Here is a 14008-nt window from a genome sequence, read left to right on the forward strand (position 1 = left end):
GCACCTCGTTGGGGGGATGAATTAACGCAAGCGGCCAGGGGCCAGGCGTTGTGGCTCGACGCCCTGGTGGCGCAGGGTCTCGGGAAGGGGAAGATCGAGTAATTGGCTGCAGGCCAGTTGCGATACACCGGCTGCAGACTGGATGCCGTAACCGCCCTGTGCCGCCAGCCAGAAGAAGCCTTCGCAATGATTGTCCCAGCCGACCACCAGGTCACCGTCGCCGACGAATGAGCGCAGGCCGGCCCAGCTATGGCGTGGGCGGCGAATGGTCAAGGAGGTGGCGGCCTCGATGTGATAGATGCCGGTGGCGATATCCAGCTCTTCGGGCATTACATCTTGTGGTGGGACAGGATCGGCATTGGCCGGTGAGCCCAGCAATTGGCCAGCGTCGGGTTTGAAGTAGAAGCTTTCGTCGATACCGATCACCGCCGGCCAGCGGGAGAAGTCCGTGTTTTCGGGGCCGTCGAAGGTAAAGGCGGAGCGTCGGCACGGTTGCAACCCAACGGGCGGCACGCCGCACTGCTGTGCGACCTGATCGGCCCAGGCGCCTGCGGCATTGACCAGGTGGCGCGCGCGCAGTTGGCGGCCGTCGGCCAGTACCAGGTGCCATTGAAGGCCTTCGCGGGTGGCGACATTCAGTTGGGCATCGCAGTGCAGCACCCCGCCGGCCCGCCGCATGGCCCGCAAAAAGCCCTGGTGCAGCGCATGCACGTCGAGGTCGCGGGCATCGGTCTCGAGCATCGCCCCGGCAACCGCCTCGGGGCGCAGGCACGGCACCAATGCCAGGGCCTGCTCGGTATCAATCAATGACACGTTGCCGGCCTGCGCCCGGCTGGTGGCGAAGGCTTGTTGCAGCAGGGATTGCTGCTCTTGGCCGGCGATGTACAGGCAGCCGCGCGGCTCCAGGAGTGCATGTTCGGTGAACGCGGCGGGCGGCTGCTCATAGAAGCCTCGGCTGGCGCGGGTCAGGGCCTGGATCTGTGGCGTGCCATAGCTCTCCATGAACATTGCAGCAGAGCGCCCGGTGGCGTGGTAACCCGGCTGGCTTTCACGTTCGAGCACCACGACACTGGCCTGGCCGGCCAGGCGATAAGCCAGGGAGGCCCCCGCAATACCACCGCCGATGATGGCGAAATCGAAACATTCGCTGTTGGGCACTGCGAGTACCTCCTGTCTCTGGGGAAGGGACGACATGCCCTTTCCTGTGTTTTTATAATTCTCAGATAAGAGAAATGTAAGATATGAGAATTTTCCAGTCAACCCACAACCATGAGGTATTATTCCTGCCCATGCCCTGGCTCAGCTCCAGGCACCGTTTTTTGTACGACAGAGAGCCTGCATGAGTTCCGATTGCGCCTCGGGTTCCACAACCCATCCCTTGATAGATCGCGCCCAGGTTGGCGCCCGCCTGCGTGTGATCCGCAAGCACCAGAAGTTGACGCTCAAACAACTGTCCGAGCGCTCAGGCGTGGCTTTGTCGACCTTGTCGAAGATGGAACTGGCGCAGGTGTCGGTCAGTTATGAAAAACTGGCGGCTGCGGCGCGGGCCCTGAATATAGATATTGCCCAGCTGTTCAGCCCGACCAGACAAGGTGTCAGCGCCCAACAGCCTACGGTGGTCAGCACCGCCATCGACGGTGCGGCCGGCTACAGCACGGGCAATTATGACTATCACCCGATGGCCGGGGATTTCCCCGGGCGCAGCATGACGCCCATGTATGCGCGGATCTATGCGCGGGAACTGGGTCAATTCGAAGACTACATCCGGCACCCGGGGCAAGAGTTCGCGGTCGTCCTGTCAGGCCGCGTGCGCATTCAATTTGAAACCGGTGAATCCCTTAGCATCGGCTGTCGTGAGACGGCCTATTTCAATAGTGCAATCGGCCATATTTACCTGGCGGAAGGCGAGGATGGCACCGCCGCCGAAGTGATGGTGGTGATGTCGGAGTCCTGAGGCGCCAAGGCGTTTTTGGGCAGTGACCTCTACCGGTGCCCTGCAGTGATTGCGTGGTCTTTGGAGTAACACCGGATCACCCGCAGGGCGGTAAAAATGGCAACGCCGGGCGCGACCGCAAACACACCGAACAGCCAGCCGGCAGCATTGGCCGTGCCGGCGATGCCTGCGGGATGCGTAAGGCCGGCAAGGTTTGCCACCATGCCGGCGAGGGCCGCACCGAGGGCGGTGGCGAACAGTTGCACAGTAGTAATCGACGCGCCTGCCAAGTCCTGCTCGCTGGCAGGCGTCACCTGAAATACCCGGGTCAGCAAATGCGGCCACGCCAGCCCGACGCCAAACCCGACGGCGACGAGCGCCAGGCAGATCGGCGTGACCGTCAGCCAACCACCGCTACTTTCGACGCGAATCAAAACGGCCAGCGCAGCCATGCCCGTCAAGCCAAGGATCGGGCCGGCAAGGATCGCGCGCCTGATGCCTTTGCCGCGCGCCCCGGAACTTGCGATTGAGCCCAGCGTCCATCCGCCCGCCATAAGCGCCGCGAGGTAGCCGGCGGCGAGCGGCGATTGATGGTGCAGGACCTGGAGGAAAAGTGGCACGAAGATCTCGCCACTGGTAACGGCCACCGCAAGCAAGGACAGGGTTGCATACAGCACTCCTAGCGCGGAGGTGATCCTGAAGGCGCCCGTTGGCAGCAGTCGATGGCGGGCGCGGCTTTCTGTGACTATCAGCAGGCCAGTCAGGAGCGCGGCGGCACCCAGGCCGGCGATGTTCCAGGCGAGTGTTGACGAGACGCTGGCGGCTGAAACAGCGAGCACGGCCGACGTCAGGAACACCAACTGGGCCAGAGGGAGCGGCAAGCGTTGTGATCTGATGGCGTTGCGTTTGGGTAACACCACGGCAGCCAACAGAGCGAACAACCCGGCGACAGGGATGAGCGACCAAAAAGCCGCGCGCCATACGCCGAGTTCAGCGAAGACGCCACCGACCGCCGGGCCGATCAGCGTGGCCACTCCCCACATGCCCGAGACCAACGCCATCGCTCGCGGCCACAAGGTTTCATGGAACACCAGGCGGATCATCGCGTAAGAGAGCGCGAACAGAAAACCGCCACCCAACCCCTGGATCAGACGGCCGGCCAGCATCACGGGCATGGATGGGGCAAACGCACAGATCAGCGCACCGGCTGCAAACACCAGCGTGGCGAGGGTGTAGGCGCCGCGTGCCCCCAAGCCGACCAGGAGCCTGGCTGACAATGCTGAGCCAAGGATCGAGGCGGTGACGAACAGTGTGGTGTTCCACGCGTAGTAGTCGATACCGCCAATGTCCCGGACAACTGAGGGCAGGATCGTAGTCGCAATGTAGACGTTGATCGCGTGGAGCACGACGCCCCCTGCCAACGCCAGGGAGCGCACGCCATTGGCGCCAGAAAGGAGGGTGGCCCAACCTGCATTTGGAGGATCATCGACCTCTGGTACCGGTTGCGAAAGTTGATCTGGTGAGGTGTGGTGGGTATTCATAGGGAGGCCACGTTGCGATTCAGGCACTCCTTATAAAACCTCAAGTAAGGTTAAGGTCAAGACACGGGTCAGCCTCCATCTCCAAATACAACTGGCCCTTCAAAAGACCTTGCAAGGGATAGCGCTGTGGGCAAAAGCCCATCAATGTGCATCCACCAGACGCTGCAAGGCGCCATCACGGATCGCAAGCACTTCAAATAGTCCCAGGGCACGCAGGGCCGGCAGGCTGTCGATCAGGTCCTGCTCGGCAGCGCTGCGCGCCGCGGGCGTGGAGGTAGGGGCGGTCCACACTCTGGCGTTGATCAGGAAGGCGCCAACGCTGCCTTTACGAATCATGACGCCGTTGCGTTGTACCTGGTTTTTGTCATCGGGCAGCATATCTTCTGCGCGCATGGTGTTTCCTCGCTAGGTGTTGAAGACCTTGACTATAAGGGCGTAGTGTTGGCTGATTTACGTTATTGAAGACAATCAATATCCCAATGAGGCCACTCATGCCAGCTGCCTTGATTTCCCCCGCCGAGGCGTCCTCGGCCGAGGATCCGTTGATTGTTGCAGTGATCCGCAAGGAGCGTGAACCACGGGTTACCGAGCGCCACGGCCATGCGCGGGGCCAGTTGCTTGGCGCAACGTCGGGCCTGCTTTCGGTGGATGCCGGTACCAGTCAGTGGGTGGTGCCTGCGACACATGCCGTGTGGATCCCGCCCAATGTCCCCCACGGCGTGCGTTCCCATGGGCCGTTTGCCGGTTGGAGCGTTTACGTGCGCGAACTGGCGTGCATTGATTTACCTGAAACGCCATGCATCCTTGCAGTGTCCGGGCTTCTGCGAGAAGTAGTTGCCCGTGCTGCGGGGTGGGGAGCCAAGCCTCTGGACCAGGCGCAGTCGCGTTTGGCCGGTGTAGTGCTTGATGAAATACAGACTCTGCCCCGGGTGGCCCTGGGTTTGCCGATACCTCAGGACGCCCGGTTGCGCAAGATTGCCCAGGCGCTGTCGGATCACCCCGATGACGAGCGCGGCCTGCAGGCCTGGGCGACCTGGGTGGGGATGGCACCGCGCACGCTGACACGGCGCTTTGTGGTGGAGACCGGTTTCAGCTTTACCGAATGGCGTCAGCGGGTGCGCCTGCTAAGGGCCCTGGAAATGCTTGCGGCGGACATGTCGGTCACCCGTGTGGCCCTGGAATTGGGCTACGAAAACGTCAGCGCTTTTATTGCACTGTTTCGTCGCACGTTCGGTGTTACACCGGGTCGCTACTTTGCAAACTACCTTTGAGGCCGGGCGCGCCCTAGCCGGGATCCGGTCCCATACGGGCAGCGGTCAATTGTATGTAAAGCTCGGGGCGGGGGATTGCTGTGCCCCCCGCGCCTTGGCCGCTTGATCGGGCTTTATGCTTGGGCCCTCTCGGGATAGGTCGCGCGCCAGTGCAGAATCTGCTCCTGAATGTTCCAGTGAATAATCTGCTCGTAGAGTTTTTCTACAAACGCTACGTCGAACCCCGCTTCCATTGCCCATTCCCGCCGCTCTTGCAGCATCGCCGCCACCCGCTCCGGGGCCGGGATGTCTTGTTCATTGGCTTTGAATTGTGCGGCAGCTTTTACATAGCGCAGGCGTTTTTGCAGTGATTCGAGGATCTGGCGATCGAAGAAGTCGATGCCTGCTCGAATGTCGTTGAGGTTTTCGCACGCGTCAGGTGCTTTGAGTGGCTGCATGGTGTGTCTCTATCAATAGATGAGTGAGCCGTCTTTAACCGATGGCTCGTTTGGATGTTTTCCCGGATTGCCAGGCTGTCAGTTGGGTCTCGGCAATCACCTCATCAATCAAGGCATCAATCATGCTGTTGTCGTGATGATGGGGCGTGGTGATCAGGTGGGCCGTATTGCCGGAGGTGGCCAGGCAGTATTTCTTGACGATTTGCTCTGACGGGCAGGGGAACACCACAGTGATGGAGTTTTTGTTGCGCCAGGCATCAATCCCCGCAGCCTGGAAGCGCTCGACCGAATATTGCGCGGCGTCCAGGCTGCGCTTGATCCGGTGGCGCCAATCGGCCAGTGACTGACTGCGCAGCGCCGCCCACATCATCAGCGGGGTGTGGCCATTGCGCGAGCCGCTGATGGTTTTGTCGTGAGCCAGGATGTAGTCCACCTCCACCGTAATACGCGCGACGTTTTTGCGTTTGGCCACGACGATTCCGCAGGGAATGGGCGAGCCGATCATCTTGTGGCCGGAGACGCAGATGGAGTCGATCCCGTCGGCGAACGAGAAGGGTTGCGGGTGCTCGACGAAAGGCAGGATCATCCCGCTCAGCGCGGCGTCGGCGTGCAGGTAGTAATCGTGACGGGCAATTCCCGCCTGTTGCAGGCGTTGTTGGATGAGCGCGATGTTATCGACGGCGCCCCGCAGGGTGGTGCCGATATTGGCGAAGATGATCGGGTGGCGTTCCTGGTCAGCGGCTATTTTGACCATCAGGTCGTTGTAGTCGATTTCGCCATTGGGCAGGGACTCGACGGCACGGCATTTGATGCGCAGCAGTTTGACGATTTTCGCCACGGAGTAATGGGTGTCTTTGGAGTAGTACAGGGTGCCGTCCGGGAACAGTTCGCGGGCCAGGTAACAGCCGAACATGTTGCCTTCGGTGCCACCGTTGGTGACGTAGCCCCAGCTGTCTTCGAGTGCGATGTTGAACAGTTCGCAGAAGTAGGTCATGACGTCCTTCTCAAAGTCGAACGAGTTCAGCAGGTAGTTGCTGTACTCGTTCCAGTCCCCGCAGTTGTTGATCGAGAACTGCAGGAAGCGATGCAGCTGCGAATAGTCGAAGTCGGCGGATTCGGGGTAGCCGATATTGAAATATTGGTTCGTCACGCAGTGCTGCCAGAAGCTCTCAAGCTTACGTTGGTCGGCAGTGGACAAGGTCATTTTCAACTCCTTTTAAATTGACTGGGCGAAGCCGCTCGATCAGGCGGCTTTCTGCCGTGTGTCTACCAGCGACCACCAACTGGCGAGCGTGGGTGAGTCAGCCAGCTCTTCGAAGCTGACGGCGATGCCACGCTCTTTGAGTTCGGCGGCGAGTTTCATCACTTGCAGGGAGTCGAGACCGTAGAAAATCAGGTTTTCTTCCGGGTCCAGGTCTTCGCAGTCTTCGACCAGTTGCAGCACGCGGGTTTGCAACCAGGTGCGCGTGGTTTCCGCTGCCAGGAGCTGGCGCAGGTACTTTTTGTCGATCTTGCCCACGGCCGTCAGTGGCATGGTTTCGATGAGCCGGATGCGGTCCGGCAGCTTGTATTCGGCGATGCCCAGTTCCATCAAGTGACGGCGCAGCGTGGGCGGTTTCAGGTTGGGGTTGCGCGACACGACGAAGGCGCAGCTCTTCTCCCCCAGGCGGTCGTCGGGCATGGCCACCAACCCGGCGTGGGTCACGTCCGGGTGCAGAACGATGAGGTTTTCGATTTCCTCCGAGGCAACTTTTTCACCGCCACGGTTGATTTGGTCCTTGACCCTGCCGACCACGCGTAAATCGCCGGTGGGCGTGAGCTGGACGAGATCGCCGGAGTAGTAGTAACCCTCATTGTCGAATGCCTGGGCGTTCTGCTCGGGGCTGCGGTAGTAGCCGCAGAAGGTATAGGGGCCACGGGTGGCGAGCATGCCGGGCTCACCGTCGGCGACGGGGATGCCTTGTTCGTCGACGATTTTGATTTCGTCGCCAGGGCTGATGGGCCGGCCTTGGGTGGTGAAGATCTGTTCGTCGGAGTCGTCCAGGCGGGTGTAGTTGATCAATCCCTCAGCCATGCCAAACACCTGTTGCAGCTTGCAACCGAGTACGCCGGGAACCTGCTGGGCCAGCGAGTCGGCAAAGCAGGCGCCACCGACCTGGAGGAATTCCAGGGAGTGCAACTGTTCCCGATGTTCCGGCGCTGCCTGCAACCACAACGCGACGGCGCTGGGCACCAGGGCCACTGTATTCACTTCATGACGCTGGATGAGCGCAAAGCAGGTCAGCGGCTCCGGGCTGGGGGCCATGATGATAGCGCCGCCGGCATAGAGGACGCCCAGAGCGCCGGGCGAGCTGAGCAGGAAGTTATGCGCTGCGGGGAGGGCGCACAGAAAGCGCGTCTGTGCTGTGAGCTCGCAGACTTGCGCACTCGCCCGGGCGTTGTAGTGATAGTCGTTATGCGTACGCGGGATAAGTTTGGGTGTGCCCGTGCTGCCGCCCGACAGTTGGAACAACGCCACTTCACCGGGCTCGGTGGGGGAGAAGTTCGCGGCGCGTCGGCCTGAGGTTTCAATCCACTCAGCCAGATTGTTTTCGTGACGTGATTCACCCAGCAGCAAGGTGATCTCAGGGTTGGTACCGACCTCCTTAAAGTCGGCGATATAGCTGTCGTTGCGGAACACTTCGTGCTCGCGGGAGGCGATCAGCAGCCGTGGCACGATTTGTCTGGCGTAGCTCTTGAGCTCCAGTTTTCGGTGGCAGTAGAGCGCGTTGAGGGGCGCGATCCCTGCCTTTAGCAGGGCAAACAGGACAATGTAGAACTCTGCGATGTTGGGCAGTTGCACCAGGGCGGTGTCGCCTTTGCCTAGCCCGCTAGCGGCCAGTCGGGTGGCCAGGTTGGAGGAGAGTTGATCCAGCTCGGCGTAGCTGAAGCGGCGCTCACCGCAAACGATCGCCAGTGCGTGGGGTTGCGACTGGCTGCGGGTTTGGAGAATGTGGGTCAGCGGTTTGTCGATCCAGTAGCCCTCGTCCCGATAGCGTTGCGCTCTGTCCAGGGGCCAGTGGTTAAATTCAATAGTCATAGTGTTCACAGGTCAGAAAGTTCGAGTTAGTGGGCCAATCCACAGGCGCGCAACATGGTGCCGAGTTTGGTCTGGACTTCTGTCCATTCGGCGTCGGGGCTGGACGCTTCGACGATGCCGGCGCCGGCGAACAGGCGAACGCTGTTGCGCTTGACGGTGCCGCAACGGATCGTCACAACCCATTCGCCATTGCCCTGGGCGTCGCACCAGCCGACCGTGCCGGTGAAAAGGCCGCGCTCAAAGGGCTCGACAAAGCGGATCAGGCGTCGCGCGCGCTCAGTGGGAAAGCCGCAGACGGCGGGCGTCGGGTGTAGGCGGCAGGCAAGCTGCAAGGCTGACACGCTTGGGTCGGCCAACGTGCCTTCGATGCGGGTGGAGAGGTGCCAGAGTGCAGGCGTGCTGATGAGGGAGGGGCGCGGTGGCACGTGTAGTTGGGTGCACAGCTCGCCAAGTTGGCTGACGATGTCCTGCGTCACAAAACCGTGTTCGTAATGATCCTTGTCCGAGGTTGACAGCCAGTCGGCGTTGCGGCGGTCGGCTTGCGGGTCGGCCATGCGCTTGGCCGATCCTGCCAGCGGGTTGGACAGGAAACTCAGGCCTTCCTTGCGCACCAGCAACTCGGGGCTGACGCCGATCAGCGTAGAACCATCGGGCATCGGTACACGGAAGTGATAGCCGCAGGGGTTCTGCGCCCGCAGGTTGGTTTGCATGGCATTCACGTCCACATCCTGGGCGAAGACCAATTCGCGCTGCACAGACAGCACAGCCTTGCGTACGTCGCTCAGGCGGAAGTTGACGATGGCGTGTTCCACCGCGCGCTTAAAGGCGTGCTCGTCCGGCATATTTTTCTGTTCGATGAGTTCAGGCAACGTGGCCGTGTTAATGGGCGCGAGGGTGTTGCGGGGTTGCCAGTGCGCATGCTCGGGGATGTAGAGGCAAGAGGCTTCGCAGGGATCGAAGGGGATTGCACCGACGATAATAGGGTTGCTCTGGCCGGCCTTGCGCGCCCGCTTGAAGGCCTGCGCAATGGTTTTTTGAAACAGGCTATTGGCGTCATCGCCGCCGATGGCCGGTGTTTCGATTCTCTGCAGTGTCCCGGTGACCGCTAGCTCACGGTCGCCGGAAGTGAATGAAAAACTTCGTTTTTCATCAAAGACTTGCACCTCATCTATCGCGTTCGTTCTAAGGGTACCCGTTCTCATTTTGGGGAAAGCCTCCGTGGCCATTGAGTCAAAAAATTAAATGTTGAAATATAATCATTATCGTTTCTAATAGGGGACGCTAATCATTTAGATTTGTCAATCATATGAGTGAGCCATGAGAGAGTTAACTTCAATGCAAGCCGCCTGTTGGATCGGGCGCACTGCTCATGCGTCTTTAGGGAGAGTTTCGGCTCATCTGTATGCCGAGTTCGATGGCCTCGCCATTGATCTTGAGCGGCTGCGCAAAGCACTTGAACGGGTCTGCCTGCTGCACCCAATGCTGCGGGTTAGAGTGAATGCCGAAGGACTGCAATCCATTGCCGCGCCAGACGCGTCACCGCCGCTTGAGGTCGAAGACCTGCGTGCGCTGACCGAGCAGGAAGTGACGCAGCATCTGCTATCCAAGCGTGAACAATGGACCCACCAGCAGTTGGATCTGAGCCAGGAGGGCGGGGCCCGATTTTCCGTAAGCCTGTTGGCAGACGATGCGTTCCGCCTGCATGTCGATACCGACATGATCGCCATCGCCCCATCGAGTTTCCGCACGCTGCTAGAGGACCTCGCACAGTTCTACGAGGACCCCGAAGGCGCCGCGCTGCCTACGCCGTCCTTCTTCGATTGGTACGACAAGGCGCGCACCGACCCATCACTGAAAATAGCCCGCGAGCGCGACCGTCTCTGGTGGCGTGCTCGGCTGGCGGATGTCGCCCCCGCGCCGACGTTGCCGTTTCTCGACGTGCAGCCGGATCAGGCGCGAAGTCATCGTCTCAGTACTTGGCTCGGCGCCGACGAGCGTCACGCGCTGCAGCAGATAGCCCGCGAGCGCAGAATCACTCTGTCCACCTTAATGATGGGGCTGTTTGCAACGACCCTTGGGACGCACACCGGCGACCGCGTCTTTCGCCTCAACGTCCCGACGTTCTGGCGCCCGCCGCTGGTTGATGATGTGGAGCGTGTGATCGGCGATTTTGCCAACGTGCTGATACTCGACGTGGATATCGCGGCCGCCCGCAGCCCGGCCATGCTGTGTACGCAACTGGCGGGCAAGATGGTCGAACTGCTCGAACATTGCGCCTATCCAGGGGTGAACCTGATGCGCGACCTGTCTCGCCACCATGGCACGCCGCAACTGGCACCGGTGGTATTTACGGCGGCGCTGGACATGCCCGGTGGCGATCTTCTTTCAGCGCGCGTGCGGCGTGTGTTCGGGCCCATGAACTGGGTTATTTCCCAGGGGCCGCAAGTGGCACTTGATGCGCAGATCGCCTGCGCTGACGGCGGCATTCTGATCAATTGGGACATCCGTCTGGATGCGCTGCCGCAGGCATGGGTGTCGGACCTGTTCGACCGTTTCGTGGCAATCGTGCGCGAGGTTGCGGTATGCGCCTCGGTGCTGGATCAACCCTTGCGTCAGGCGGTTGTCGAACAGCCATTGACCTCGCTTCAGCAAGCTTATCTGCTGGGACGCAGCGCACAGATGCCGCTCGGTGGCGTGGCCATGCAAGAGTTTCGCGAGTACCGCGGCGCCATGGACCCTGCGCTGCTGCGCGGTCGTTTGGCCGAGAGGGTGCAGCGTCACCCTAGCCTGCGGACACGCATCGATGCGCAGAAGCTCGTGCAGCGTGTCAGTGAGGTAGGGGAGTTGAACCTGGATGAAGTCGATCTCACCGACAGGTCGCCGGAAGATGCGCTGGAGCACATTGCAGCATTGCGCGAGGCATATGCGCACGGGCTGTTCGAGCTCGACCGTTCGCCCTGGAACGTCACGCTGTTCAAGCTGCCGCAAGACCAGCTGCACGTCTTTGTACGCCTGGATGCGTTGATCCTCGATGGGCGCTCAATCGCCAGGCTGATGGTCGAGCTGTTCGACGGTGCAACAGACGAAGAGCCCATCGCAGAGAGTGCGTCCGAGCCGCAAGACCTCACCGACCAACGCAAGGCGGATGCCGTTTACTGGAAAGCCAAACTCGCCGCCGTCAGCGGTGCGCCACGCTTGCCATGGACTACACCGCTGGACAAGGTGGGTACTTCGCGTTATGAGCGACAGAGCCAGCTGGTGCCAAAGCCAGCGTTCAGTGCGTTGTGCAAACTGGGTGCGCGGCAGCGACTGTTCAAGAACTCCACCCTGATGGCGCTGGTGCTGGAAGTGCTGTCCCACTGGGTCGATGAGGGCGACTTGTGTGTCGCGGTACCTGTTGCGCCGCAAACCACAGGTGCATTCGCCAACCGTTCAAGCTTTATCGCGATCAATTGGCGCGCCGAGCCAGGCGGTTTTGCGCAGCGGGCGACCCAGTTGCAAGTGGACGTGCTGGAAGGGCTGCAGCATCTGGCATTTTCCGGTGTGGACCTGGCGCGATTGCTGTTTGAATCCCATGGCCCGGGTCCCGTGCTGCCGGTGGTGATCACCAACGGGTTTTCCTGGCCGGCCACGTCGCTGGACAGCCCCATGAGCCTGTGTGGCGGGCTGACTCAAACGCCTCAAGTGGCGATGGATATCCGCTTCTCGGCTAATGCCGACGGGGCTTTGGTGTTCGACATCGATTACGCACGGGAGGTGATGGACGCTGCGATGGTCAGCGATATCTTGAGTGCGCTCGAAAAGGCCATCAGCCTTGTCACTGCAAGCGCAGTGTTCGCTCTGGATACCTCGACGATTATCGACAGCCGCCACTACCGGTTGAACAGCCCGGTCAGTGATGCGTCGCGAACGGGTTTTCTCGAACGAATCGCGAGCCACATCTTTGATCCCGCAAACACCCGAACCGCCCTCATCGCCGGGGACCAGCACCTCACGTACGCCGAACTCGGCGACGCTGTCGGCAGAGTCATTGCGGCCTTGAAAATGCGCGGACTGTCTCGCGGCCAGGTGGTCGCGATCTGCTTGTCGCGCAGCCCGCAACACACGATAGTGACCCTGGCCTGCGCCTTGACCGGCCTGATCTGGGTGCCGATTGATGCCTCGGCACCTGGCGAGCGACGGCAGTACCTCTTGGAAAACTGTCAACCCGACCTGGTGGTGATTGCGCAAGGCGAGCCGGTCGCGCATCCCTTCGCCACACCGGACGAACTGCTGGCGGGGCCGGCAGTGCCCGCGCCCGCGCTGGATGACCTGTCGTTGAGCGAAGCACCGGCGTATTACCTCTATACCTCGGGCACCACCGGCAAGCCCAAGTGCGTGGTGCTGAGCAACCGCGCCACGGCCAACGTGATCGGCAGCACCCTCGAACACTGGGCCGTGACCGAGCGTGATGTGTTTATGTCCGTGACGCCGCTGCACCATGACATGTCGGTGTTCGACGTGTTGGGCTGCCTGACGGCAGGGGCGACACTGGTGCTTCCGGAGCCCGGCGAAGACAAGGACGCCGTGCGCTGGAACCAGTTGATCGCCCGGCATCAGGTGACACTGTGGTGCTCGGTGCCGGCGATCCTGGAGATGCTCCTGTCTTGCCGTGCGACTCATGATTTGAAGAGCCTGCGCCTGATTGCCCAGGGCGGTGACTACATCAAGCCCGGCGTGATTGCCGAGTTGCGCGAGTTGCTGCCGTCTGCACGTCTGATTTCCCTGGGCGGGCCGACGGAAACCACGATCTGGAGCATCTGGCACGACATCTCGGCTCACGACCGTGCGCTGATCCCTTATGGCAGGCCGTTGCCCGGTAACCGCTACTTCGTTCTCGACCCTCAGGGCGCGCATTGCCCCGCGGGCGTGGTGGGCCGAATCCACACCGCCGGCGTCAACCTCGCGCTGGGCTACCTGGAAAACGGCGCGCTGGCCCAGAGCGAGTTCGTGACAGTGCTCGATGAGTGCGGTCAGCCCGTTCGTACCTTTCGCACCGGCGACTGCGGGCGCTACCGCCGCGACGGCACCCTGATCTTCGACAGCCGCGTCAATGGCTATGTGAAAGTGCGCGGTGTGCGCGTATCGCTGCCGGATATCGAGATCGAGCTGATCAATCACCCCGGGGTCCGACACGTGCTGGTGGTCGATGTTGGCGAGCAGCGCCAGGGCGAGGTCGGCATTGGTGCGCTGTATGTCGCACATCCGGACGCTGCCGAGCTGACGACCGCCGCGTTGCGTAAATATGCCCGTCAGCATCTGCCGCAGTCCCACGTACCGAGGCGGTTCCTGAGGGTGGATGCGTTGCCGCTGTCGCAAAACGGCAAGCCGGATCGCCAGCGGGCGCGCAACCTGCTCAGCGCAACAACTAATGACGCCGCCGAACCTAGCGCGACCCCGCGCAACAAGGTGCTGGATATTTACCTGAGCGTGCTGGGCCGGCCGCTGGAAGACGGCGCCAATGACGGGGTGGACTTCATCAGCCTGGGCTTGCGTCCCCAGCATCTGAAGGCTATTTCGGCGCGGGTGCGCGAAGACTTTTCGGTCGCACTGTCACCCGGGCAACTCTTGCGTTGCCGCAATGCACAAGACGTTGAACGCCTGCTCATGGCCGAGGGCGCCTGAGCCGGTAGCGGATTTGATATGAGCGCAGTGGGCGTCTGAACGCCGTGCCACTGCCAACCAGTACCTATGGAGATGGATGGGAT

Annotated in this window: 10 protein-coding genes; 3 read left to right on the forward strand and 7 right to left on the reverse strand. The window is 61.3% G+C overall.

Features of this window, described 5'->3' with window-relative positions:
* Nucleotides 1-21: 21 nt before the first annotated feature.
* Complete coding sequence (locus PSFL_RS08210) at nucleotides 22-1158, reverse strand: FAD-binding oxidoreductase (protein WP_170059304.1); 1137 nt, start codon at nucleotides 1156-1158, stop codon at nucleotides 22-24.
* Nucleotides 1159-1339: 181 nt separating this feature from the next.
* On the opposite strand from PSFL_RS08210, the gene PSFL_RS08215 reads away from it, so the two are divergent.
* Nucleotides 1340-1954, forward strand: a complete 615-nt coding sequence (locus PSFL_RS08215; protein ID WP_057959698.1) for a helix-turn-helix domain-containing protein — start codon at nucleotides 1340-1342, stop codon at nucleotides 1952-1954.
* A 29-nt stretch (nucleotides 1955-1983) separates the two neighbouring features.
* Here the strand turns inward: PSFL_RS08215 and PSFL_RS08220 are convergent, their stop codons facing one another.
* Both PSFL_RS08220 and PSFL_RS08225 read right to left on the reverse strand, forming a co-directional pair.
* Nucleotides 1984-3474, reverse strand: a complete 1491-nt coding sequence (locus tag PSFL_RS08220; protein WP_397469892.1) for an MFS transporter — start codon at nucleotides 3472-3474, stop codon at nucleotides 1984-1986.
* Between the two features lie 141 nt (nucleotides 3475-3615).
* Complete coding sequence (locus tag PSFL_RS08225; RefSeq protein WP_057438437.1) at nucleotides 3616-3867, reverse strand: hypothetical protein; 252 nt, start codon at nucleotides 3865-3867, stop codon at nucleotides 3616-3618.
* 98 nt (nucleotides 3868-3965) lie between these two features.
* On the opposite strand from PSFL_RS08225, the gene PSFL_RS08230 reads away from it, so the two are divergent.
* Nucleotides 3966-4745 (forward strand): AraC family transcriptional regulator, encoded by a 780-nt coding sequence (locus PSFL_RS08230; RefSeq protein ID WP_397469893.1) that lies wholly within the window; start codon nucleotides 3966-3968, stop codon nucleotides 4743-4745.
* Nucleotides 4746-4858: 113 nt separating this feature from the next.
* Here PSFL_RS08230 and PSFL_RS08235 read toward each other — a convergent pair whose 3' ends face one another.
* Genes PSFL_RS08235 through PSFL_RS08250 form a run of 4 tightly spaced genes read right to left on the reverse strand, consistent with a single transcriptional unit; the run spans nucleotide 4859 to nucleotide 9463 of the window.
* Nucleotides 4859-5182 carry an isochorismate lyase gene (locus PSFL_RS08235; protein ID WP_115128183.1) on the reverse strand — a complete coding sequence of 108 codons (324 nt, stop codon included), beginning with the start codon at nucleotides 5180-5182 and terminating at the stop codon, nucleotides 4859-4861.
* 34 nt (nucleotides 5183-5216) lie between these two features.
* Entirely contained in the window at nucleotides 5217-6386 is a 1170-nt protein-coding gene (locus PSFL_RS08240) for a histidine decarboxylase (RefSeq protein WP_170059112.1), read from the reverse strand.
* 39 nt (nucleotides 6387-6425) lie between these two features.
* Nucleotides 6426-8261: a (2,3-dihydroxybenzoyl)adenylate synthase gene (locus tag PSFL_RS08245; RefSeq protein ID WP_115128185.1), complete on the reverse strand. Its 1836-nt coding sequence runs from the start codon at nucleotides 8259-8261 to the stop codon at nucleotides 6426-6428.
* A 26-nt stretch (nucleotides 8262-8287) separates the two neighbouring features.
* A complete protein-coding gene (locus tag PSFL_RS08250; protein ID WP_115129396.1) occupies nucleotides 8288-9463 on the reverse strand; it encodes an isochorismate synthase MenF in 1176 nt (391 codons plus the stop codon).
* A 133-nt stretch (nucleotides 9464-9596) separates the two neighbouring features.
* Here PSFL_RS08250 and PSFL_RS08255 point away from each other — a divergent pair, with 133 nt between their 5' ends.
* Complete coding sequence (locus PSFL_RS08255) at nucleotides 9597-13925, forward strand: amino acid adenylation domain-containing protein (protein WP_315492671.1); 4329 nt, start codon at nucleotides 9597-9599, stop codon at nucleotides 13923-13925.
* Nucleotides 13926-14008: the final 83 nt, after the last annotated feature.

The organism is Pseudomonas sp. DD1, from assembly GCF_044510355.1.
Classification (GTDB): Bacteria; Pseudomonadota; Gammaproteobacteria; order Pseudomonadales; family Pseudomonadaceae; genus Aquipseudomonas; species Aquipseudomonas shahriarae.